Consider the following 23,084-nt stretch of genomic DNA (forward strand, 5'->3'; position numbering starts at 1 on the left):
CGGAGCGAAATCACGGCTCTTTTTGCGGATGATCTGGCCGCCACCGCCCGCCCGGCAACCAGCGCATAATTTTGCTACCCGACGAAATTCGAAACTCAGCACGACGAGGATAAGGTATCCATGGCACTTCTCATTCAGGCCCGGCGCAATCGGTTGCGCGCGCTTTATGCGGTAGCAGCAGCCAGGCGTAACATTTTTGCTGACCCGCTTGGCGCCAAGGCCGTGCGCAGGCGACCGATATTCAAGTCAAGCAGGGCTGCCTGAGGCGGCCTTTTTGTGGGTAGATCGGCCAATTATTGCCGCACCCGCTTGCAGTGCGTACGAACGAGCCTATCTTTGTGTTACCATCGGCGCTGGGGAGCGAAAAATTATGCCGCAGACAGTTCGCAAGTACATGAAGCACACCGCTACCGGGTTTGGTATTGCGGCGGCTCTTGTTGCGATGCTGTTCTGGTTTGACACCGGTCAATTAGGGCAGATCGTGGCGCTTGCTGGCGGTGCATGGGCGGCGGCAGCGCTGTTATGGCTCTGCGTTGGGGCGCTCTTTGCGGCGCTTCAGATCATGCTGGCGGCGCGCGGCGGGCATGACGACGACGATAACGGCCCCCGCGGCGGCGGCCGTAGGCATCCTGATCACGGCGATATGATCCCCGTCAGGGTCGAGGCGCGGATTCGCGAGCGCCGCTGACACCTTTTGCGATCCTGTTTTTCATTTCTTAGATGTAAGTGGCGGGCCCGCACGCAGCCGTTTGGTTATCTCATTCCCGAGGACCTGTATGTACAGGTGGGTGCCGGTTAACCGAACCAGGGTCCGAACAGAGCCAGCTCCCTCGGAATTGCTTAAGGCCACTGGAATGCAACCGAGCACGAGAAGGGCAGAACCCGCCACCACACAAAATAGGCGCGGTCATAGCGTTCGGCAAGGGGTTGCGCACGTTCTTTGTTCGTTCCAAAGTGGCCGGATGCAAGACCAGACGCCGCCCAGACCCTCTCCCTTTCTACTGCAGCCCGGCCAAGTCTTGGCACGCGGGGTTTGCCGGCATCTAGCCGAGCTAAACTTTGCCGCGCTTGAGGAATACGTACCCGAAAGGGGCCGCCGCGTTGACGTGATGGCGATGGGTCCCAAAGGTGAGTTGTGGGTGATCGAGTGTAAATCCAGCCGCGCTGATTTTATGGCCGATAGCAAATGGCAGGGATATCTGGACTGGGCTGACCGATTTTTCTGGGCGGTGGATGCCGATTTTCCTGTTGATATACTGCCGGACGGCACCGGGCTGATTCTGGCAGATAGCTATGGCGCCGAAATTATCCGGATGGGACCAGAGGCAAAGCTGGCAGGCGCACGGCGCAGTGCCGTCACGCGCAAATTTGCCCGCGATGCGGCGCGGCGGCTGCGGGCGTGGCGCGATCCGCAGGTTTGAAGCGGACTCAGGAGGCGGCAGCACCCTTGGCGGCGGCCAGTATTTCGGCTGCGATTTCCTCGGCCTCTTCGGGCGAGAAGTCCATCGGGATCTCGACGCCCTGCGATTCGATAAAGATGCGGACCATGCCCTGATCGGTTGGACCAATCTGCATGTTCGCCTCGACGTCGCGTTCGCTGTTGATGCCCATGATCTGGCTCCTTTGGTGATGGGCGATGGGATAGCCCGGCATGACCCTATTGGCAAGACGCTAGCGCGTCCGCGCGTTACCGTGGCGCGTAGGATTGCGCGCTAAAGGTCGCCTTTTTTGGGTTGCAATCAGGCCGCGCCGGGGCTAAATCGGCCATTAGTGCCGCCTTAGCTCAGTTGGTTAGAGCGCCTGATTGTGGATCAGGAGGTCCCTGGTTCGAGACCAGGAGGTGGTACCATCTCTCACTTTGTGATGTCGATGCGTACCGTTTGGCGCAACTGGCCGGTCAGTCTGTCGTAGATCAAGATATTGTCTGCCTCGGTCACCACCGCATACCAATCGCGCCCTTGCGTGAATGCCTCAGCCTTGGCCCCATCGGGCAGAGCGATCGCATCCGGCAACGCCACGTCCGGTGCGCCAGCGAAGCGGGTGACAAAGAGCGCGACGATGATTATGAAGCCGATGATCATGGTCGCAGACAGCGCCGTGACCAGCACGCGCAAATACCGCACCATTGCCGGATCGACCGGCTGCATCTGGGGATCATCATCCATGGGCTCGACCTCTTTGAAAGTGCTGATTGGTATGGACCCGCCGCCGCGCCTTGACAAGGCGCTGGCCCGCGACGTGCCCGATGACGCATCCCTTTCGCGCACAAGGCTGGCGCGGCTGGTTGCGGATGGGCAGGTCACGGTCAATGGCGCCGTAGTCACTGACGCAAAGGCACGTCTGGAGGCAGGCGACGAGGTTGTCATCACCGTCCCGGTGGCTGAGGATAGCCATATCGCGCCCGAGGATATCGCGCTGGATATCGTCTATGAGGATGCTAGCCTAATTGTGGTTAACAAGCCTGCGGGCATGGTTGTGCACCCCGCCCCCGGCACGCCGGGCGGCACGTTGGTCAATGCGCTGCTGCATCACTTCGGCGGCGATCTGTCTGGCGTCGGCGGCATGAAGCGACCCGGCATCGTGCACCGCATCGACAAGGATACAAGCGGCCTTCTGGTCGTGGCCAAGTCCGACGCAGCGCATCATGGACTGGCCGAGCAATTTGCCAAGCATACCGCCCAGCGGCGCTATCTGGCGCTGTGCCACAACGTGCCTGAGGCGTCCGATCCACGTCTGCGCGGCCTGCGCGGTATCACGTTCGAGCCGGGCAATATCCTGCGCATCGCGTCGCACCTGAATCGCCACCGCACTGACCGCCAAAAACAGGCCGTTTGCTGGGCCGGGGGCCGCCACGCTGTCACCCGCTCTCGCACGATCGAGCGGTTCGGCACACCCGCCGCCTGCGCGCTGCTGGAATGCTGGCTTGAGACGGGGCGCACGCACCAGATTCGCGTGCATATGGCTTATGCGGGTCACGGACTAATAGGTGATCCGGTCTATGGCGCGGGCCGCAAACTGGCGCAAAAGGCGCTGCCGCCTGTAGGCGCCGCAATGGCGCAGAGCTTTGGCAGGCAGGCGCTGCATGCCGCCTCGCTGGGGTTTGATCACCCAGTAAGTGGCGAGCAGATGGTATTCGAGGCGCCCCTGCCGGAGGATATGACCACTTTGATCGCCGCGCTCACGCCAGATGCAGGTTCTAGCACGGTTGCGTGAGGCCGCTGTCACATGGCTGGCGCCGGGAACGTCATCGGTTCACTGTAAGTTAAGTTAGTAATGCGACACGCATTGAAAAGGGGCGGATGCGCGCCCAAATAGATGTTAAGGCCGTAAACATTACGGCGATGCGAGGGTCAATAATATGGCAAATTATGCAAATCTGCCGGCACCGACGCCGGAAGGCGGACTGAACCGCTACATGCAGGAAATCCGCAAATTCCCACTGCTGGAACCTGAAGAAGAGTACATGCTGGCCAAAGCGTGGGTCGAGCAGGAGGATACCGAGGCGGCGCACCGGATGGTCACGTCGCACCTGAGGCTCGCAGCCAAAATCGCGATGGGATATCGCGGCTATGGTCTGCCTCAGGCCGAGGTTATCTCAGAGGCAAATGTCGGCCTGATGCAGGCCGTGAAGCGCTTTGATCCCGAAAGAGGCTTCCGCCTTGCTACTTACGCAATGTGGTGGATCCGTGCGAGCATTCAGGAATACATCCTGCGCTCATGGAGCCTTGTGAAGCTGGGTACGACCTCAGCGCAGAAGAAGCTGTTTTTCAACCTGCGTAAGGCCAAAAATAAGATTGGCGCGCTGGAAGAGGGCGACCTGCGCCCGGAAAACGTCAAGAAGATCGCGACTCAGCTAGGCGTGACCGAGACTGAAGTCATCTCGATGAATCGCCGTATGTCGGGCGGGGATGCGTCGTTGAATGCCACTGTCGGCTCCGAAGGCGAGGGGACGATGCAGTGGCAGGACTGGCTGGAGGACGAGGACGCCGATCAAGCCACTGACTACGAGGAGCGCGACGAGCTGCTGGCGCGCCGCGAAATGCTGGCCGATGCGATGGACGTTCTGAACGATCGCGAGAAAGATATCCTGACCCAGCGGCGCCTGAGCGATCAGACCGTCACACTGGAGGAGTTGAGCGGGCAATACGACGTCAGCCGCGAGCGTATTCGCCAGATCGAAGTGCGGGCGTTCGAGAAACTTCAGACCCGGATGCGCAGCCTTGCGCATGAAAAAGGGATGATGGAGGACGCCTGATCTAGGCCTGCGACATCTGATTTGAACTGAGTGAAAACATGCCGCGTTCTCTAACGCGGCGTGTTTTGTTTGGCACAGAGGAACAGCTTAAGCGTGGCAGCGACTGTTAGCGAGCCAACCGCGGGCTCACTCCTCCATTGCCTCCAGCTCATCGATCATGCCGGAAATCATGTTCAGCCCCTTGTCCCAGAACTTAGGGTCGCTGGCATCAAGGCCGAATGGCTTTAGCAATTCTGAGTGGTGCATGGACCCGCCAGCCTTCAGCATGTCGAAATACTTGTCCTGAAACCCTTCGGGGTTTTCCTCATAAACCGCATAGAGCGCATTCACGAGGCCGTCGCCAAAGGCGTAGGCATAAACGTAAAAAGGCGAGTGGACGAAATGGGGTATATAAGCCCAGAACGTCTCGTACCCGTCCATAAAGTCGAACACCGGGCCAAGAGATTCGCCCTGCACGGACATCCAGAGCGCGTTGATATCATCCGGCGTCAGTTCGCCCTTCCGGCGAGCCGCGTGAAGTTTGCACTCGAAATCATAGAACGCGATCTGGCGCACGACGGTGTTGATCATATCCTCGACCTTGCCGGCCAGCATCACCTTCCGCTCTGCTTGCGTCTGCGCGCCGTCCAGCATCCGGCGGAACGTCAGCATCTCGCCGAACACGCTTGCGGTTTCGGCCAATGTCAGCGGCGTTGACGACAGCAATTCGCCCTGACCTGCGGCCAAAACCTGATGCACGCCGTGCCCCAACTCATGCGCCAGCGTCATGACGTCGCGCGGTTTGCCCAAGTAATTCAGCATCACATAAGGGTGCACGTTCGTCACTGTGGGATGCGCAAACGCGCCGGGCGCCTTGCCCGGCTTAACACCGGCGTCGATCCATCCTTTGTCAAAGAACGGTTGCGCCAGATCGCCCATGCGCGGGTCAAACGCGGTATAGGCGTTCATTACCGTCTCGCGGGCCTCGTTCCAGCCAACGATCTTGGTCTCCTCCATCGGCAGGGGCGCGTTGCGATCCCAGACCTGCATCCGCTCAAGGCCAAGCCACTTTGCCTTTAGCGCGTAATAGCGGTGGCTCAGTTTGGGATAGGCGGCGACGACAGCATCGCGCAATGCCTCGACCACTTCAGGCTCAACGTCATTGCTCAGATGGCGGCCGGTCTGGGCAGTGGGCATGCCGCGCCAGCGGTCGAGGACCTCTTTCTGCTTGGCCGATGTGTTGTGAACGCGCGAAAACGTGCGGATATTCGCGCCAAAGACCCGCGCCAATTCGCGGCTGGCTGCCTCACGTTTGCTGCGGTCCTGCTCGGTCAGCAGGTTCAGCGTGCCCTCGATGCCCAACTCTTCGCCGTTCACGGTAAAGGTGAGGCCTGCGATCGTCTCATCAAACAGCCGCTCCCACGCGTCGCCGACGACGCCCATATCATGCAGGAATTTCTCCATCTCGTCAGATAGCTGGTGCGGCTTCATCGCGCGGATACGGTCCAACACGGGCTTGTAACGCGCTAGATCAGCATTCTGTGCCAAGAGACCGGCTAGATGGTCTTCGTCCAGCTTGTTCAGCTCTAGGGTGAAAAACACCAGCGGCGTGGTGAAATTCGTTATCTTTTCCTGGCAATCAGACAGGAATTTCGTGCGCGACGCGTCTGTCGTAAGCTGGTGATATCGCAGGCCCGCGTAGGACATGATGCGCCCGGCAATATTGCTGATCGCCTCGTCGCGGTGGATACATTTTAACAGCCCGGCGGCATCAAGGCCCTCCAGCTTGCCCTCGTAATCAGCGGCAAAGGCTGCGCATTCGCTCTCAAGCCACGTCATATCGCGGGCGAGTTCCGGCGCGTCCGTGGCTGTGTACAGATCGCTCAGATCCCACTCTGGCAGCTCACCCAGACCCTTTCCCTTGGCATTGGCGTTGGCGTCATGGGCGGGCTGGGGAAGGTGGATCATACGTCTGGCTCCTGTGATATGTTGCCCCTGACATAGGCGGCGAGCGCGCCGCGCTCAAGGGTGCCCGCCGCATCAGCCGTATTGGCGCAGCATTTCGTGCAGGTCGTCCAGAGTGTTGGCCTCATTCAACGGCTTGTCGTGGCGCCAGCGTTTCATCCGGGGAAATCGGAGGGCGACACCGGATTTATGCCGTGGCGAAGGCGCGATGCCCTCAAACGCGATTTCGAATACATGCTCGGCCTTGACCTGCCGGACCGGGCCATAGCGCTCCAACGTGTTTTTACGGACCCAAGCTGTGATCTTGCGAAATTCCGCATCTGTCAGACCCGAATATGCCTTGGTGAATGGGACAAGCTCATTGCCGCTGCGGACAGCAAAGGTAAAGTCGGTAAAGAGGTTCGCGCGCCGCCCTGACCCTTGCTGCGCATAGATCATAACGGCGTCGATGGTTAGCGGGTCAAGCTTCCATTTCCACCAATCGCCTTTTTTTCGGCCCGCATGATAGGGGCTGCTGGCCGATTTCAGCATTAGCCCCTCGGCGCGGTTATCACGCGCGTGACTGCGGACCTCGGCAAGCGCGTCCCAACTATCAAAATCGATCATTCGCGACGGCCGCACCGGCGCATCAGTGGGCAGCGCGCCCACCAGCGCATCCAGCCTCGCGCGCCGCTGGCTGAACGGCAGCGCGCGCAGGTCCTCGCCATTCTCCTCCAGCAGATCGTACGCCAGCAGGATCACCGGCGCGCTTTTCAATAGCGCTTTGGGCACGGTCTTGCGGCCGATCCGTTTTTGCAAATCGTTAAAGGGCAGGGGCGCTGTGCCGTCCCACGCCACGATCTCGCCGTCCAGAACGGTGCCGGGCGGCAGAAAATCTGCCGCTTTGGCGAATTCGGGAAACCGGTCAGTAATCAATTCCTCGCCGCGCGACCAGACAAAATGCGCCGCGCCGCGAGTGATCAACTGGCCGCGGATGCCGTCCCATTTCCACTCGGCGCGCCAGTTATCTGGCGCACCAAGGCTGTCTGGTGTCTCATCGTCCAGCCCATAGGCAAGGCAGAATGGATAGGGCCGCGATAGCGCCGCCTCGGGGTCGGGCGCCTCGATCAGCCGGGTGTATGTCGTGCTGTCGGGGGTCCAATCGCCCATCAAGCGGTGCGCGAGTTCCGCCTCGTCATGACCTGTCGCTTGGGCGAGGGCCCGGGTCATGAGTTTGCGACTGATGCCGACGCGAAATCCGCCTGTCAGCAGCTTATTGAACACCAGCCGTTCGGCAGCATCCATCTGGTCCCATGCGTCCAGAACGGCGGCTTTGCGGGTGTCCTCCTCCTCGGCGCCCAGCCCGCGCAGATAGGCGATCCAGTCAGTTAGGCTCCTGTCTTGGCTCCGCGTTGGGGGTGGCAGAACCAGTGCAATCGTCTCGGCCAGATCCCCGACGATTGGATAGCTTTCCTCAAACAGCCACAGGGGGATGTCTGCGCGCTCTGCCGCCCAGACGCGCAGGCGGGTTGTGGTGATCGCCCGGCGCGGACGGCGACCGGAAAAGAGCGCGATGGTCCAAAGGCGGTCCTCTTCTGGCGCGCCGCCAAAGTATTCAGCCAGCGCCGCGACTTTGGCACTGGTCTTGGTTGTCTGATCGATGGTGGCGTAAAGAGCGGTGAACCGTTTCATTCCGTCTCCTCCGAATCTATCAATTCGCCTGTGAATTCGGTCGTGAGCGCCTCTGCGTTGTAGCCTTCACTCTTCAACCATCGCGCGAAGATATCCGTGTAACCATGTGTTGCATATATATTTTCTGCGCCTGTCGCCTTTATCGCATCATTGAGGCCCGCCCAGTCGGCGTGGTCTGACACGACAAAACCCCGATCAACGGAGCGCCGCCGACGCACCCCACGCATCCGCATCCAGCCGCTGGCAAATGAGGTCGCGGCGGGGCGAAAACGGCGTGCCCAATCGCTGCCCATAGCACCCGGCGGGGCAATAATGATCGCCCCGGGATGCGCCTTGGGGTCGAGGTCGGGTGTGACGCGGATCGTGGCAGGCAGGTCGAACCCCTGATCGCGTAGGATTGCGTTTGTGTTTTCGACCGCACCGTGGGTCAGGATCGGTGCGATTTCGGGGTTCAATAGCGACATCACGCGCTGCGCTTTGCCCAGTGAATAAGCAGCAAGCATGCTGAATCGCCCCTCCGCCGCATTTGTAGACCACCAGTCGTTGATCTGGCCCGCGACCTCGGCCTCGGACGGCCATTTGAAGACGGGCAAACCAAACGTGCATTCGGTGATGAAACTATGGCATCTTACCGGCTCGAACGGGGTCGATAGGGCGTCTGGCGTCGTCTTGTAATCGCCGGACACCACCCAGACCTCGCCGCCAACTTCGATCCTGACTTGGGCTGAGCCGGGGATGTGGCCTGCGGGGTGAAACGACACGTTCGCGCCGCCGATCCGGCGTTCTTCACCATATTTTATCGCATCCAGGTCAATCTCGCCCAATCGGTGGCGCATAACCGGACCCGCGATATCAGTTGCAAGGTAGCGTCGATGACCCGGGCGCGCGTGATCGGCGTGGCCATGGGTGATCAACGCACGGTCGACGGGCTGCCATGGATCGACATAGAAATCGCCGGCGGGGCAATAGATGCCTTGGGGTTTGAATTGAATGACCATGAAGGGAAGAGTAGGCCGCGCGCGGCGCTTGGCCAGCCTCTTGTGCGCGCTGCAAGTATAGCTAGGCTGCACCCGGCAATTGCGAGGGAACAGGCGATGAGATTTGTGCGATATGGCGAGGCAGGGGTCGAGCGGCCCGGCGTTCTGGACAGTGTCGGCGGGCTGCGGGATCTGACGGGTGTCGTGAGCGACATCGCGGGCGAGGCCCTTGGCGCGTTGCTGGATATTGACCCGGAGGATCTGCCAAAGGTGCCGGGCGCGCCGCGTCTTGGACCGCCCGTGGCCCAAGTGGGAAAGCTGATCGGAATTGGCCTCAACTACTATGACCACGCCGCCGAGGTGGGCCTGCCGCCCCCTGACGAGCCAATCGTTTTTATGAAGGCGACATCATCAATTACCGGTCCGAACGATCCTGTCTATCTGCCGCGCGGTTCGCAAAAATCCGATTGGGAGGTCGAACTGGGAATCGTTATCGGGCGCCGCGCCAAATATGTGAGCGACGCGGACGCGCTGAGTTATGTGGCCGGCTACACCATCGTTAATGACGTGTCCGAGCGCGAATTTCAGGCCGAGCGCGGCGGACAGTGGACAAAGGGCAAGAGCTGCGACAGCTTTGGCCCTATCGGCCCTTGGCTGGTGACGCCCGATGAGATGGGCGATGTGCAGGCGCTGGATATGGTGTTGGACCTGAACGGGCAGCCAGCGCAGCGCGGCAGCACGGCGTCGATGATATTTGGCGTGGCGCACGTGATCGCGTATCTAAGCCAGATGATGACGCTGCATCCCGGCGATATCATCGCCACAGGCACGCCTCCCGGTGTGGGCATGGGGATGAAGCCGCCGCGCTACCTGCGCGAGGGCGATGTGATGACGCTGGCGATTGCGGGTCTTGGCACGCAGCGGCAAGAGGTACGGTTAGACAGCTAGGCGCTATGCGCCGCCCAGAAATCCGCCAGCATGTCCCAGACCTTTGCCCGCGTCGGGGGCGTGTCCATCATCGCCTCGTGCCGGGCGCCGGGGATACGCTCCATCCGGGCGCCGGGCCAGCGGGCCATGCGGGCGTCGATACGCGAGGTATCGACAATCGTTTCTTCGGTGCCGACGAAGGTCAGGCACGGCAGCGCGGGCGACGGCAGGGCGTGCAGGCGGCGGCATTCGCGCAGCGCCTCAAACAGCCACTGCAGGCTGGGGCCACCAAGGGCAAGCTCGGGATGCGCGGTCAGTTGCGCGACCATATGCGCGTGCATCTGTGCGTCGCGGGTCAAGTCATTCGTCTCGAACGGCTCGCTTAGCACATAGCTGGCGGCGCTCGTGCTGGGTGCGTAGCGATGGCTCTGGCCCACATGGCCGCTGCTCCAACCTAACGTCCACGCGAGCGGGCGCAGTGCCGACTTCATTCTTATACCCCACATCGGCGCGGAAAAGGCGCAACTCGTTATTGGCATGCCGCCCATCGCCGCGCGCAGGCCAATGGCGCCGCCCATGGAGTGTGCGAGCATGTGCCACGGACGGGGCGCGCGCACAGCCTCGGCGACCTTCAGCAGCGCGGCCACATCGGCCTGATAGTCTGTGAAACGGCCCACGTGGCCCGACATCGCATCGACAGCAATCCGGTCCGATAGCCCCTGACCTCGCCAGTCGATTGTCATTATGCCGTAACCGCGGGCGGCCATATCGACGGCTGCACGGCCATATTTTTCGATAAATTCGGTCCGCCCCGGCAAGAGCAGCACAGTGCCCTTTGCCGCGGCAGTGGGCCAGTGGGCCACTCGTACGCGCACACCGTCGTTCGTGCGCGCCCACACCGCGCGCCCACCCGCCGGCCCGTCTGCAACAGCCTCAAACAGTGGCGCGTCCGTCACCCGCCTAGAACCCGGCCCAGTTGCATCGCGACGCTCATGTCACCCTCGACCGCCAGCTTGCCGGTCATAAAGGCTGACGCCGGGTCCATATCGCCCTCAACAATGGCGCGAAAAGTGGCGGCGTCCGCACTCAGCGTCACGTCAGCCGCGCCGCTCGCCGCCCGCGCGCCCGCGGCATCGATGATCAGCGAGCCTTCGCCTGCGATCACAAACTTCGCCGTGCCGTCCAGTTTGTCCCCTGTCATGCGCGCGTTCAAAGCATCCACTGCCTCACTTACTGTGTCGCTCATTCGCCGATCCCTTTATTTTGATCCGCCGGGGGTTTGCTTTCCCGCGTGCAGCGCTAAACTTCGCTGTGTTATGGGCGTTCTTCGATTCAATCTCAATCCTGTCCTTGCGCTGGTTCTGGCGCTGTCGGCGCCTGCATTGGCGCTGGCGCAGGATACGGCACGCCTCGATGGCATGTATGAGGCACTGGAAAATGCCCCCCCGCCCGAGGCCGATAGGCTGGGTCGCGAAATCATGCTGGAGCTGTCGAAGTCCGGCTCGCCTGCGATGAATTTGCTTCTTAAACGCGGGCGCGCAGCGATGGCGGCTGGTGACACAGGCCTCGCGATCGAGCTGTTGAGTGCGCTGACCGATCACGCACCCGGCTTTGCCGAGGGGTGGCACGCCCGCTCCGTCGCTTTTGCACGCGCCGGCATGATGGGCCCTGCGATGGCTGATCTTGAACGCGCGCTGACGCTCGATCCGCGCAATTTCGCCGCGATCTACAGCCTTGGCGCGCTGCTGGAGGAGATTGGCCAACCGGCCCTCGCCTATGAGGCGTATGGCCGCGTTGCCGCGATCCACCCGCATTTCGACGATGTCGCAGCCGCGCTCGCGCGGCTTGAGGGCGAAACCCAAGGCAGCGACCTCTGAAATAGTCCTGACCCACCGGAGACGAGGCCATGGCCGATTACGCACGGATCCTTGCGGTTCTGGGCCCTACCAATACCGGCAAAACGCATTTCGCGATTGAGCGGATGCTGGGCTACCGGACCGGTGTCATTGGTCTGCCGCTGCGCCTGCTGGCGCGCGAAGTTTATGACAAGATTGTGAGCGTGCGCGGCCCGTCAGTGGTCGCGCTCGTCACCGGTGAGGAGCGGATCGTACCGCCGCGAACAAAATATTGGGTCTGTACTGTCGAGGCGATGCCGGAGGGCATCGGCGCCGATTTCGTCGCGATCGATGAGATCCAGCTTTGCGCGGATCCTGAGCGCGGGCACGTGTTCACCGACCGGCTTTTGCGGATGCGCGGCCTGCGCGAGACGCAATTTCTGGGCGCCTCAACCATGCGAAACGCCATATCCGAACTGGTCCCCGAGGCGGAATTCGTGCCGCGCACGCGATTGTCGGATTTAGTCTATTCTGGTTCGAAAAAGATAAGCAAGATGCCAGCTCGTAGTGCTATAGTCGGATTTTCGGTTGATAATGTATATGCTATTGCCGAGGTGCTACGGCGTCAAAAGGGTGGCGCGGCCGTCGTGATGGGCGCGCTTAGCCCGCGAACGCGTAACGCGCAGGTTGATCTGTATCAGAATGGCGATGTCGACTACCTTGTCGCGACGGATGCCATCGGAATGGGCCTCAACCTTGATATCGATCACGTCGCTTTTTCCTCTCTGACCAAATTTGACGGGCGGCGCATGCGGCAACTGATGCCGAATGAGCTGGCCCAGATCGCGGGCCGTGCAGGCCGCGGGATGAGCCATGGCAGCTTTGGCGTCACCGGCGAGGCACCCGACCTGACCCCAGAGGTGGCAGAAGCGATCATGGAGCACCGCTTTGCCCCAATCCGCAAGCTGGAGTGGCGCAATCCAGAGCTGCAGATGGGATCAACCGCTGCGCTGATCGCGTCGCTGGAGTGTAAGCCCGAACATGACCTGCTGGCACGCGTTGGCGACGCCGATGACCTGACAGCGCTTCGCACCTTGTCCGCTGCACCTGACGTGCGCAACCGCGCCACCAATGGTAACGCTGTAAAATTGCTGTGGGATGTCTGCCGCATCCCCGATTTTCGCGGCATCAGCCAAGCCGAGCATGCCGGCCTGCTAGAAACGATTTTTTGCGACCTGCACGAACTGGGCCGCATCCCCGATGATTGGCTTGGCCGACAAATAAAGCGTATTGATCGAACCGATGGCGATATTGATACGTTGTCTAAGCGGCTAGCCTATATTCGGACCTGGACTTACGTGGCCCAGCGAAAAGGTTGGGTCGATGACGAAGGCCATTGGCGCGGGGCGACGCGCGCTGTAGAAGACCGTTTGTCGGACGCGCTGCATGGGGCGCTGACGCAGAGATTTGTGGATCGGCGCACATCCGTGCTCTTGCGCCGGCTCAAGCAGAAGGAAGCCATCGTGGCAGAGGTTAACGATACTGGTGACGTGACGGTCGAGGGCGAATTCGTCGGACGTCTGGACGGATTTCGATTTGTTCAGGACAAGTCGGCAAGCGGGCAGGAGGCCAAGACGTTGTCTCAGGCCAGCCTTCAAGCGTTGGCGCCGCATTTCAATCTGCGCGCTGACCGCTTTTACAACGCACCCGACACCGAGATCGACTTTACCGAGCAAGGCGGCCTGATGTGGGGCAAGGATGCCGTGGGCAAACTGATCCCCGGTGCCGATCCTATGAAGCCTGGGGTTAAAGTGTTCGTCGACGAGGAGGCCGGACCCGATGTTATCCAAAAGGTCGAGCGCCGCCTGCAGCACTTTATCGACCGCAAGATTTCGACCCTCTTTGAGCCGCTGTTGAACGTTAGCCGCGATGAGACGCTAACCGGCCTTGCACGTGGTTTCGGTTTTCGCATGGTCGAAACGATGGGCATTATCCCGCGCGGCGACGTCGCCGATGAGGTCAAATCTCTGGAACAGGACGCGCGCGGGGCGCTGCGGAAACATGGCGTACGTTTCGGCCAGTTTACGATCTTCATGCCGCTATTGCTAAAGCCTGCGCCGACACGCCTGCGTCTTGTATTGTGGGGCCTTGCCAACAATATGGACGACCTGCCCGAGGCGCCGCCCCCTGGTCTAGTGACTGTCCCCGCGGCCAATATGCCTCAAGGTTACTATACTATGGCAGGCTACCGCGCCGCCGGAAACCGCGCGATCCGCATCGATATGCTAGAGCGGTTGGCAGATATGCTGCGCGGCGAGGATAGCCGAAGCGGATTTGAGGCCAAGGCCGATATGCTGTCGATCACTGGCATGACGCTTGAACAGTTTGCAAATTTGATGGAAGGCCTCGGCTACAAGGCCGAGCGCGGCGAGCGCATCAAGGTCAAACCGGTAGACCAGATCATGGACGAGGCACCGGGACTAGAACCCGCGCCAGAGACCGTTGGGGACGCCGTCGAGCAGATCGAGGCCGAAGGCATTGCACCTATCGCAGAAACGATTGAGCCTGATCCTGAAATCCCAGCCGAAATTCCTGAGATGAGCGAGACTGAGGTTGAGCCGGGCACGCCCGCAGATCCTATTGCGCCTTCTGTGGAGCCTGAGGTCTATTATACCTTCACATGGGCTGCGCGTGCGCGGCGGAGTAATCCGCCTGCGGGTGCGCGCCCCGAGGGCGGCGCACGCGGCAAGCCGCAAGAGGCGCGCAGCAAACCGCGCGGCAAGGGTAAGCCAAAAGGCGGCGACCGCCCGGCGAAAAGCAGCGAGGCAAAAAGCTTTAGCGCAAAGGCTGCACCCAAGAAGGACCGGATCGACCCGGATAATCCGTTCGCTGCGGCCCTGATGGGCCTCAAGAAGGGTAAGTGAAGAAGTCGCCGCAAGACACTGCAGAGGCGGAGAAAATCCGCCTCGACAAGTGGTTGTGGCAAGCGCGTTTCTTTAAAACACGCGGATTGGCGGCGGGCACGGTCAAAGGCGGCCATGTGCGCGTTAATGGCAATCGGGCGGCCAAAGCTGCGCAGACGGTTGGCGCTGGCGATGTTTTGACATTTGCCCAAGGGCGCGTGATCCGCGTCGTCCGCATCATTGCCCCAGGTATTCGGCGCGGCCCGGCACCAGAGGCGCAGGCGCTATACGATGATCTGACCCCCGCGCCAGAGCCTACAGATGAAACGTTTGTTTCAGCAAATCCCAAATATGAGGGAAAAGGGCGGCCGACCAAGCGGGACAGGCGCATGATGGACCTCATTCAACCCGGAGCGCTTGAATGATTTGAGGCGCTGGATTAGGTATCCCGCGACTGATCTCGAAGAGGCCGACATGACCTATATCGTCAACGATGCCTGCATCGCCTGCAAATATACTGACTGCGTCGAAGTGTGTCCGGTCGACTGCTTTTACGAGGGCGAAAACATGCTGGTCATCCACCCGGATGAGTGCATCGATTGCGGTGTGTGTGAGCCTGAATGCCCCGCCGACGCGATCCGCCCGGATACAGAGCCGGACATGGAGAAGTGGGTCGAGTTCAATCGCAAGTATTCCGAGATGTGGCCGGTTATCATCACCAAAAAAGATGAGCTGCCGGACGCCAAGGAGCGGGACGGCGAAGAGGGCAAACTGGAGAAGTACTTCTCCGAGGCGCCGGGCGAAGGCGGCTGAGTGTATACGACTGATTCGGACCTGTTTACCGGCAAATTCTCATCCGCCGCGTCAAGATCGCGCCATAAATCATAGGCAATACCCTGCCTTTAACGGGTGATGATGCGCAGACTTTCGCAGATGCCATTTTTGTGGTATGGTCTGTCAAACGTAACGCCATGCCCGATAGTCCGATCCACCGCCGCTGCGGGGATTTGGACTTTTTTGTGCCCTAACATCTGCAATGCCCGCATCAGCGAAACATGCTGATGCATCACTTTGATGTTGATGACACGTCAGGCCCGGCCGGGAAAAGGAAGACCAATATGAGCAAAGCCAGAAAACCCGACTTTAGCCCCAATGACTTCGTTGTATATCCCGCGCATGGCGTGGGCAAGGTCGTCTCGATTGAGAGCCAGGAAGTCGCTGGGATCGAGCTGGAGCTGTTTGTCATCTCCTTCGAGAAGGACAAGATGACATTGCGCGTTCCGACGCACAAGGCGACCGAGATCGGCATGCGCTCGCTGAGCAGCCCCGAAACCGTCGCCAAGGCAATGACGACGCTCAAGGGCAAGGCCAAGGCGAAAAAGGCCATGTGGTCGCGCCGTGCGCAAGAGTACGAGCAAAAGATCAACTCTGGCGATTTAATCGCCATCGCCGAAGTGGTGCGCGACCTGCACCGCACCGACGACCAGCGCGAGCAGAGCTATTCTGAGCGCCAGCTGTATGAGGCCGCATTGGAGCGTTTGACCCGCGAAGTTGCCGCCGTGAGCGGCGAGGGCGAAGCTCTGGCCGGCAAGCAGGTGGAAGACGTTCTGGTATCGCGCGCGCCTCCCGCTGCTGCGTAGCGGGCTATAAAATTAGTTAAGCAGGGCGGTTCCCCACAGGGGGCGCCGCCCTTTTTCGTGGCTATATGTTAGACGATGATCGACAGGAGCACGGCGATTTCGGCCATCTGCTGCGCCGCGCCCAGGATATCGCCGGTTTGTCCACCAACCTTGCGCTTGGCGATCCAAGCGATGGCGACCGTGGTAAGGGCCGCCCAGAATACGATGCCAAAGGCCGACCAACCGATAAAAGCCAGCGCGACCACCATGGCGAGGCCCGCCGCAACCGCGCAGGTGCGTGCGTCGGGACGCCCGGTGGCGTGCGACAAGCCCGCGCCGCGCGCATGGGGAAGCGCGCACATTACGGCAGGCATCACCGCGCGCGATACCGCAGCCGCAGTGATAATCGCCGCCCATGCCCAGCCGCCACCTATCTGAAACAGAAGCCAAAACGCCGCCCACCGTGCCATCAACGACAGGATCAGGGCAATTACCCCAAAAGCGCCGATGTGGCTGTCCTTCATAATCTCTAGCCGCCGCGCGCAGGTCCAACCGCCCCAGAGGCCATCGGCGGTGTCAGCAATCGCGTCCTCGTGCATCGCGCCTGTTATGATCACCTGGGCCGTCAGCGCGGCCAGCGCGGCCAGCGCTGAGGGCAGCCCCCACCAGAGCGCAACCAAACCGATCAGCCCTGCGAGTGCGCCAATGATCGCACCCGCCAGCGGATAGGCCCACGCCGCCTCCGCGCCGCGATGCGGCCCCTGCGGCAGAGGCAAGCGGCTGAGTAGCAATAGCGCGGCGCGCAGGTCATCGAAATAACGGGGCAGAGCGTCGTTTTTACGCATGAGACTGGGCCTTTTGAGGTGCAGGGATAGCTCGCTCTTGCGATACACCGGGGCGGAACGCAGTTGCAACGGGGGTGCGTCATGGACGCGGGTTTTAGCACGATGGAGCAGTTGGCGGCACTGGTGCGTAGTGGCCCCGCGCCTGATACCGCGACCGAGGACGCCGCGCGCGCGCGCGACGCGGCCCTGACCAAACCGCCGGGCGCGCTGGGCCGACTTGAGGATATCGCTGTATGGTATTGCGGCTGGCGCGGGGACGCCCGCGCAGAGGTGACGGCGCCTCAGATCATCGTCTTTGCGGGCAACCACGGCGTAACTGTGCAGGGCGTGTCGGCATTTCCGCCCGAAGTTACGGCGCAGATGGTGGCAAACTTCAAGGCAGGCGGCGCGGCGATTAATCAGCTGGCGCGGCAGTTCGGCGCGCGCTTGGACGTGCATGCGCTGGAGCTGGACCGCCCGACGCGCGATTTTACAGTTGACCCCGCAATGGACGAGGCCGAATTCCTCGCCGCAATGCAGGCAGGTTGGCAGGCTGTCGATGCCAGCACTGATCTGTTGGTGGTGGGCGAGATGGGAATTGGGAACACCACCTCCGCCTCGGCGGTTACAACGGCCCTTTTCGGCGGGCAGGCGGTGGATTGGACAGGGAGCGGCACAGGTGTCAGCGGCGATGCGCTGGCCGTCAAGGCGCGTGTGGTGGCCGATGGCGTGCGCTGCCACGAGGGTATCCGCCGTATCCCGCTTGAGGTGCTGCGATGCCTCGGCGGGCGCGAGTTGGCAGCAATGGCCGGCGCGATCCTGCGGGCGCGGCATTTGCGTATCCCTGTCATCCTCGATGGGTTTATCTGCTGTGCAGCCGCCGCGTGCCTGATGGCAGAGGCGCCGGATGCACTGGACCACTGCGTCGCGGGCCATGTCAGCGCCGAGGCTGCACACCCCAAATTGCTGCAACTTTTGGGCAAAACCCCGATCTTGTCGCTGGGCATGCGGCTTGGCGAAGGGTCCGGTGCGGCGCTGGCGATCGCTATCGTGCAGGGGGCGCTGGCCTGTCATTCCGGCATGGCGACGTTTCAGGAGGCGGGCGTCGCGGGAGCCGGGGCAGAGGGCTAAGCGCTCTTTTTGGACGTGTCCGCAGATTCTTCTAGCTGGGACAGCAGCATCGTCTCCAGCTCGTCCTCCAGCTCGCGGGCGCGGGCGATGTACTTCTCATTCTCGATGGTTGGCACGTCCGGGTCCCACAGAGAGGCCAGTTCGCGCACGGAATGGCGATCGTGGTGATAGAACATGTTCTCCAACTCTGCCGCCTCGAATTCGGAAACGCCCATGTTTTCCAGAACGTAGCGCCCGGCGCGAAGGGACGCGTCAAACATTTCGCGCACGATATCGTCAGCGCCCGCCTGATAGAGTCGGAACACGTGATTGCGGTCGCGGGCGCGTGCGATGATGTGTAGATCTGGCCGTTCGCGCCGCGCAAACGCGACGAGGCGCACCGCGGCATCGGGATCGTCCAGAGCCGCAACCAGCACGCGCGCGTCCTTTAGGCCGGCGGCATGTAGCATCTCGGGCCGGGTCGGATCGCCAAAGAAGCCTTTGACGCCAAAGCGGCGCATCCGCTGGATCGCGCCGAGATCGTGATCCAGCACGACCGTCTCGTACCCCGAGGAGCGTACCAGCCGGTTGACGATCTGGCCAAACCGCCCGATGCCAACGATGATGATGCGGGCCTGTTCGTCCACATCGTCATCTTCCATATCCTCGCCAGCCTCCTCCATCCGGTTAGACAGCCAGTCGTAGAAAATAAACAGCAGGGGCGTGATCAGCATCGACATGGCCACGATCAGCAGCAACATTTCTGTCATGTCGGATGGCACGACATTTTGCTGCCCAGAAAAGGAAATCAGCACAAAGCCAAATTCGCCTGCCTGCGCCAGCGACAGCGTAAAGAGCCACAAATCGCGCCCGCGCAATTCGAACACGCGGCCAAGGATGTAAAGCACTGCGCCCTTCAGTACGATTACCATCAGCGCAAGGCCCAGCACGAGGAACGGCGCGCCAAAAAGCAGGGCGAAGTTAATGCCCGCGCCCACGGTGATGAAAAACAGGCCCAGCAGCAGGCCCTTGAACGGTTGAATATCGCTCTCCAACTCGTGCCGAAACTCGCTGTTGGCCAGAACCACTCCGGCGAGGAACGCGCCAAGGGCAGGCGACAGGCCGATCAGATACATGATGAAGCTGATGCCGCAAACGATCAGCAGTGCCAACGCAGTAAACATCTCGCGCAGGTTGGCCGCATGGATGTAGCGAAACACGGGCCGGGTCAGGTAGACGCCGGTCAGGATCACGCCGCCCACGACGGCCAGCGTGACCAATGTCACCCCCCAGCCCGGAAGGCCCGCCACCAGCGACAGCCCAACATCGGGATGACCGCTCATCGCCCCTTCAATCGCGGTGCCCATCCGGCGATGCAGCACCTCGTCCAGCACGGTATCGGGCGTCTGCCGCATCGCCAGAAGTGGCAATAGTGCCAGCATCGGAATGACCGAGATGTCCTGCGTCAACAGCACGGAAAAGGCCGAGCGGCCGCCTTTGGTCTGCATCAGACCCTTTTCCGACAGGGTTTGCAGCACGATGGCAGTCGATGACAGCGCGAATATCAGGCCCACGGCCAGCGCGACGCTCCAGTCGTATCCCAGCGCCATAACACCGACCATTATGATGAGCGTGGTCAGCAATACCTGCATTCCACCAAGCCCCAGAAGGCGGTGGCGCATATCCCAAAGCGCGCGCGGCTCCAATTCTAGCCCGATCAGGAATAGCATCATAACAACGCCAAATTCGGCGAAATGCTGTAGCTCCGCAGTCTCTTGGCCGACAAGGCCCAGAAGCGGCCCGATCAGGATGCCCGCCGCCAAATAACCCAGCACCGACCCAAGTCCGAGGCGCGCGGCGATGGGTACCGCGATCACTGCTGCAGCGAGGTATATCGAGGCCTGATAGAGGAAGCCTTCCATCCGGGGGGTATCCTTTGGGGGGATCGGTGCGACCGGTCCGAAATGGTCCGGTGGCAGATCCCAAAATGAATTATGAAGGGCGCACATGGACGCCGTGGCGCGTGCGGCCCCTGGAAGGCGACGTTCGACCAAGCATAGAGTTAGATCGAAATGTCGCAACGCCCAAGGGGGTCTGATTAGGGGTTTGTGGGGGAATTTTGCAGAGGATAGGCTCGAAACGTTGAATTTTACGTCATAATGCCACGGGCGGAGGAGGCGAATTCTCAGCCTTGCGGCATCTTAAGCACCACGTTACGCCCCCGCTTGACGTAGTGTAATTCGCTGTTGCCGATGGCGGCGACTTGGCCCCCGTCTAGCGTATCGCCGACGCGCACTTTTTTGTAGCGCCCATTGCCAAGGCGCACCAAGGCGCGCCGACTAGCAGTTGAGCCATAGACGCCAATCAGATTTACCTCGCGAAGGTTCAGCACGTTCTTTTCGGTTGCCTGATTGGCGACAGATGCGCGCGTCGGCAGCGCGGGCTGGATCTGTTGTGTGGCCGGAACCGGGGTCGCGGCCGCTTGGGCGCGGGTCCGTTTGACGATCGTCTCAAAATCGCCAGGACGGCGAAGGGGCGTGAGAGATGCGGTCACCGCCTGCGGGGTCGCGCTGTCGAACGCCGAGTCGTCCAGCGTTTCTGGCTCCTCGGCGTCGTCTGCGATCTGCGCGCCGGCTTGGGCTGCGCTGACTAACGCGCCGTTCAGCGTTGCACCTGCCGCGAGGGTGGCTGCGTCGCTGACAGCCGCCGTTTGAATCGTAGCGGCACCTACCGCCGACGCCGGGCGCGGCCGAGGACGCAACGCGGCAAGCGATGGATTGCCGACGAACGCTGCGGTGCTCGCGGCATTCGCCGCGCGCGTCTCACTTTCGGTCGGGGTCAGTTGCGTCTCGTCGTCCTGCTGCGGGGCGCTCTGATCCTCCTGCTCGGTAACTGCCTCGTTACCGGATAGGGCGGTTTGGGGGCGCACGCGGGGCCGAACCGCCGCCAAAGCCGGGTCGCCGACGGGCGCTACGATTGGGACCTGTTCGCCGTCTGCGGTGCTGCCAGTGGTCGCCGTAACGGTCACGGTCACGGTCTGCGCCATGTCGGCCGGCGGCGTCAGAGGGGGCAGGCCCGCAACAACGCGGACGCCCTCTGGCGTCATCGCACCCTCGGGCGTTGCACGGACAAAGCCGAGCGCGTCAAAGTCAAAGCGCACCCCGGCGAGAGGCGGATCGGCCGGTTTTTCGGGTCGGGTGTCGCGGCCGTCAGGCTGGCGGCGCGGCAGGCTGGCCAGCGCGCCAAAGCTTACGCTGGGATCAATGGAGACTTGATAAATGTCGTCGACGGGCGCGCCCGCACCGGGAATCTCCGGCGCGGCGGGGGCCATCTGCCATATGCCTGTCGCAGCATAGCGGGCCATCGCCTCGCTGGGGGCGAGCGGCGAGGGGCGGTTAGGCAGGGCCTCGACCTCGGGCCGGGGGGCGGTATCACGCGGCAATGAGGCGATGCGCGGTGCGTCGCCTTCGGGCAATGGCGCAATACCGCTGCTTGCCGGATCTTGCGCGGCGACATCGTCGGCCTCATCGGCGGCGGGTACATCCGCGAGCTGAATATCGTCGCCGCCGCGAAAGAACCGCGCCAGCCCATCCTCCAGAAAGACCGAGGCCCAAGCGGCGACGCCCACCAAGAAGAGTAACAAGATCGCCGTCAGTATCAGACCCAGAAAGCGCGGCTTGCCACGCACTGCGCTCTGGCGGGCACCAAAGACGGTCATACGCTGCTTTTCATCCTCGTGGCGCAAAGCAGGGCCTTTGGCGGCGGCGGCTTGCACAGCCCTATCCTTGTTCGCTGTGCTCCGCACGAAAAGGCCGGGCATTTCGCTGCGCGGGGCGTCGTTGGCATTGCCCTGATCGGCGGCGGATTGGTCCAGCCGGGCCTTGGGGTCGGGCTGGAGGCTGGCGGCCAGTTCCGCAATTCGCGCGGGATCGGTTACATCGTCGCTGGCCGGACTGGGCAGCGGCGGCGCGGCGCCGGTCGCGGGGGACGTAGCTGCCCCGCCAATCTGGCTAAGCCGAGACGGCGCTGCAACAGGCGGCGCTCCGGCGCCGGCGCCAGTGCGGCTGGCACGGATGGAGGTGAAGGAAGCAGGCGCTGGGCTAGGCGCATTTTCTGGTAAAGGGGGTTTAGGATTATCTGTTTTTATAACAGCAGGTTGAGGCGATGACTTAACGTCTTTTGCGGCAGGCGGCTGCACCGGGGCAGTTGTCTTTGGGGCGGTCTCCGGCGCCGGAGCGCTCTTTTTCGCGGGCTCAATCTTTGGTGCGGGGCCAGCCTCGGCCACGGCGCGGGTGGCGGCTGCGGCGACGGGGGCCGCAGGGCCGCCTGCGACATCATCGCGAGGCTGAGGTGGCTGCGCATCGGCAGTGATGCGGGTAGGGGTATCGTCCCGCTCAATAGCTGCGCCTTTGGGCAGCGCGGTGCCAGCCCATTTGGTCACGCCAAAGAACGGCTCGCCGACGAACTCTGTGCCGCTGGGGATCGCGGCGAAGCTGACCGGCTCGAACCCGTGCTGCACGGCAAAACTCTCGGCCTCGGCCAGCGTTTCCAGCGCCACGGCCGCGATACGGATCTCGCCGCCTTCGGCCGTCCAGTCATATTCTAGCTCATCCACCGCGTAGGGCGTCGCGCCATCCAGCGCGGCGCGAACGGTATCATCGGGATCACCGCCAGCTTTGACAGTCAGGTATTTGATCTGATCTTCGGGCAAAACCAGTTTGCAGCTGCGATCGCCGGGCAGGTGGCTGGCACGGCCCTTTAACTGCGCCAGTGATGCATCCAGATCGGGCGTATCAAAGGCCACATCGCCGACGCGCGCCCAACCCGAAAAGGTCCGGTGCAGCAGGCAGACGCTATCGGCTGACAATATCAGGGCAAAATTCGGTTTCATCACACGTCTCTAGCACTCAAAGGGCGGGGGCGGGAGTCTGGCCCGACTTCGCGCCAATTCTATAGCAGCTTCCTGCCGAGTGGAAGGAAAAGCCCGCCTTCCGGCCATCGTGGCAGAGGGCGGGTCGT

At 61.8% G+C, this 23,084-nt stretch carries 21 protein-coding genes and 1 tRNA gene; 12 read left to right on the forward strand and 10 right to left on the reverse strand.

Translation table 11 applies throughout. The features are described from left to right. Positions 1-370: 370 nt before the first annotated feature. Both MK6180000_RS04150 and MK6180000_RS04155 read left to right on the forward strand, forming a co-directional pair. Complete coding sequence (locus MK6180000_RS04150) at positions 371-688, forward strand: hypothetical protein (RefSeq protein ID WP_138933589.1); 318 nt, start codon at positions 371-373, stop codon at positions 686-688. 274 nt (positions 689-962) lie between these two features. Then, positions 963-1,421 carry an MmcB family DNA repair protein gene (locus tag MK6180000_RS04155; protein ID WP_138933590.1) on the forward strand — a complete coding sequence of 153 codons (459 nt, stop codon included), beginning with the start codon at positions 963-965 and terminating at the stop codon, positions 1,419-1,421. 7 nt (positions 1,422-1,428) lie between these two features. Here the strand turns inward: MK6180000_RS04155 and MK6180000_RS04160 are convergent, their stop codons facing one another. Beyond that, positions 1,429-1,611, reverse strand: coding sequence for a DUF6324 family protein (locus MK6180000_RS04160; protein ID WP_138933591.1), 183 nt, complete (start codon positions 1,609-1,611; stop codon positions 1,429-1,431). Between the two features lie 161 nt (positions 1,612-1,772). Here MK6180000_RS04160 and MK6180000_RS04165 point away from each other — a divergent pair. Next, positions 1,773-1,849: transfer RNA gene (locus tag MK6180000_RS04165), tRNA-His, on the forward strand. A gap of 4 nt (positions 1,850-1,853) precedes the next feature. Here MK6180000_RS04165 and MK6180000_RS04170 read toward each other — a convergent pair. Continuing rightward, positions 1,854-2,165 carry a DUF6476 family protein gene (locus MK6180000_RS04170; RefSeq protein WP_138933592.1) on the reverse strand — a complete coding sequence of 104 codons (312 nt, stop codon included), beginning with the start codon at positions 2,163-2,165 and terminating at the stop codon, positions 1,854-1,856. Here MK6180000_RS04170 and MK6180000_RS04175 point away from each other — a divergent pair. Together MK6180000_RS04175 and rpoH are read left to right on the forward strand one after the other, a co-directional pair. Beyond that, on the forward strand, positions 2,164-3,213 hold the full coding sequence (locus MK6180000_RS04175) for a pseudouridine synthase (RefSeq protein ID WP_138933593.1): 1,050 nt from the start codon (positions 2,164-2,166) through the stop codon (positions 3,211-3,213). The two genes, MK6180000_RS04170 and MK6180000_RS04175, sit on opposite strands and share 2 nt — an antisense overlap. Positions 3,214-3,358: 145 nt before the next feature. Continuing rightward, a complete protein-coding gene (gene rpoH / locus MK6180000_RS04180) occupies positions 3,359-4,255 on the forward strand; it encodes an RNA polymerase sigma factor RpoH (RefSeq protein ID WP_138933594.1) in 897 nt (298 codons plus the stop codon). Between the two features lie 126 nt (positions 4,256-4,381). Here rpoH and MK6180000_RS04185 read toward each other — a convergent pair whose 3' ends face one another. The 3 genes from MK6180000_RS04185 to MK6180000_RS04195 form a co-directional block, all read right to left on the reverse strand. Next, entirely contained in the window at positions 4,382-6,202 is a 1,821-nt protein-coding gene (locus MK6180000_RS04185; protein WP_138933595.1) for a M3 family oligoendopeptidase, read from the reverse strand. Between the two features lie 72 nt (positions 6,203-6,274). Then, positions 6,275-7,870: an ATP-dependent DNA ligase gene (locus tag MK6180000_RS04190; RefSeq protein WP_138933596.1), complete on the reverse strand. Its 1,596-nt coding sequence runs from the start codon at positions 7,868-7,870 to the stop codon at positions 6,275-6,277. Next, positions 7,867-8,868 (reverse strand): ligase-associated DNA damage response exonuclease, encoded by a 1,002-nt coding sequence (locus MK6180000_RS04195; RefSeq protein WP_138933597.1) that lies wholly within the window; start codon positions 8,866-8,868, stop codon positions 7,867-7,869. Before MK6180000_RS04195 ends, MK6180000_RS04190 begins: the two co-directional genes overlap by 4 nt. Before the next feature lie 96 nt (positions 8,869-8,964). Here MK6180000_RS04195 and MK6180000_RS04200 point away from each other — a divergent pair, with 96 nt between their 5' ends. Beyond that, positions 8,965-9,795 carry a fumarylacetoacetate hydrolase family protein gene (locus tag MK6180000_RS04200; RefSeq protein ID WP_138933598.1) on the forward strand — a complete coding sequence of 277 codons (831 nt, stop codon included), beginning with the start codon at positions 8,965-8,967 and terminating at the stop codon, positions 9,793-9,795. Here MK6180000_RS04200 and MK6180000_RS04205 read toward each other — a convergent pair. After that, entirely contained in the window at positions 9,792-10,730 is a 939-nt protein-coding gene (locus MK6180000_RS04205; RefSeq protein WP_138933599.1) for an alpha/beta fold hydrolase, read from the reverse strand. The genes MK6180000_RS04200 and MK6180000_RS04205 overlap by 4 nt on opposite strands. Then, positions 10,727-11,020: an SCP2 sterol-binding domain-containing protein gene (locus tag MK6180000_RS04210; RefSeq protein ID WP_138933600.1), complete on the reverse strand. Its 294-nt coding sequence runs from the start codon at positions 11,018-11,020 to the stop codon at positions 10,727-10,729. The genes MK6180000_RS04205 and MK6180000_RS04210 overlap by 4 nt, the downstream gene beginning before the upstream one ends. A 70-nt stretch (positions 11,021-11,090) precedes the next feature. Here MK6180000_RS04210 and MK6180000_RS04215 point away from each other — a divergent pair, with 70 nt between their 5' ends. The 5 genes from MK6180000_RS04215 (at position 11,091) to MK6180000_RS04235 (ending at position 16,152) form a co-directional block, all read left to right on the forward strand. Further along, on the forward strand, positions 11,091-11,651 hold the full coding sequence (locus tag MK6180000_RS04215) for a tetratricopeptide repeat protein (protein WP_138933601.1): 561 nt from the start codon (positions 11,091-11,093) through the stop codon (positions 11,649-11,651). A 29-nt stretch (positions 11,652-11,680) separates the two neighbouring features. Continuing rightward, the gene (locus MK6180000_RS04220) at positions 11,681-14,533 is read left to right on the forward strand and encodes a helicase-related protein (RefSeq protein ID WP_138933602.1); all 2,853 of its coding nucleotides are present in this window, start codon (positions 11,681-11,683) and stop codon (positions 14,531-14,533) included. Further along, a complete protein-coding gene (locus MK6180000_RS04225; RefSeq protein ID WP_246040427.1) occupies positions 14,530-14,937 on the forward strand; it encodes an RNA-binding S4 domain-containing protein in 408 nt (135 codons plus the stop codon). The genes MK6180000_RS04220 and MK6180000_RS04225 overlap by 4 nt, the downstream gene beginning before the upstream one ends. 49 nt (positions 14,938-14,986) lie before the next feature. Continuing rightward, positions 14,987-15,325, forward strand: a complete 339-nt coding sequence (fdxA, locus tag MK6180000_RS04230; protein WP_138933603.1) for a ferredoxin FdxA — start codon at positions 14,987-14,989, stop codon at positions 15,323-15,325. A 305-nt stretch (positions 15,326-15,630) separates the two neighbouring features. After that, entirely contained in the window at positions 15,631-16,152 is a 522-nt protein-coding gene (locus MK6180000_RS04235) for a CarD family transcriptional regulator (protein ID WP_138933604.1), read from the forward strand. Positions 16,153-16,220: 68 nt separating this feature from the next. Here the strand turns inward: MK6180000_RS04235 and cobS are convergent, their stop codons facing one another. Beyond that, the gene (gene cobS, locus MK6180000_RS04240; protein ID WP_138933605.1) at positions 16,221-16,976 is read right to left on the reverse strand and encodes an adenosylcobinamide-GDP ribazoletransferase; all 756 of its coding nucleotides are present in this window, start codon (positions 16,974-16,976) and stop codon (positions 16,221-16,223) included. An 81-nt stretch (positions 16,977-17,057) separates the two neighbouring features. Between cobS and cobT the strand changes: the two genes are divergently transcribed. Beyond that, positions 17,058-18,086, forward strand: a complete 1,029-nt coding sequence (gene cobT / locus MK6180000_RS04245) for a nicotinate-nucleotide--dimethylbenzimidazole phosphoribosyltransferase (RefSeq protein ID WP_138933606.1) — start codon at positions 17,058-17,060, stop codon at positions 18,084-18,086. Here the strand turns inward: cobT and MK6180000_RS04250 are convergent. Both MK6180000_RS04250 and MK6180000_RS04255 read right to left on the reverse strand, forming a co-directional pair. Then, a complete protein-coding gene (locus MK6180000_RS04250; RefSeq protein WP_138933607.1) occupies positions 18,083-19,987 on the reverse strand; it encodes a cation:proton antiporter domain-containing protein in 1,905 nt (634 codons plus the stop codon). The genes cobT and MK6180000_RS04250 overlap by 4 nt on opposite strands. Positions 19,988-20,250: 263 nt before the next feature. Beyond that, positions 20,251-22,956, reverse strand: coding sequence for a hypothetical protein (locus MK6180000_RS04255; protein ID WP_138933608.1), 2,706 nt, complete (start codon positions 22,954-22,956; stop codon positions 20,251-20,253). Positions 22,957-23,084 lie beyond the last annotated feature (128 nt).

Origin of the sequence: Roseovarius arcticus (genome assembly GCF_006125015.1) — a bacterium.
GTDB classification, from domain to species: Bacteria; Pseudomonadota; Alphaproteobacteria; order Rhodobacterales; family Rhodobacteraceae; genus Roseovarius; species Roseovarius arcticus.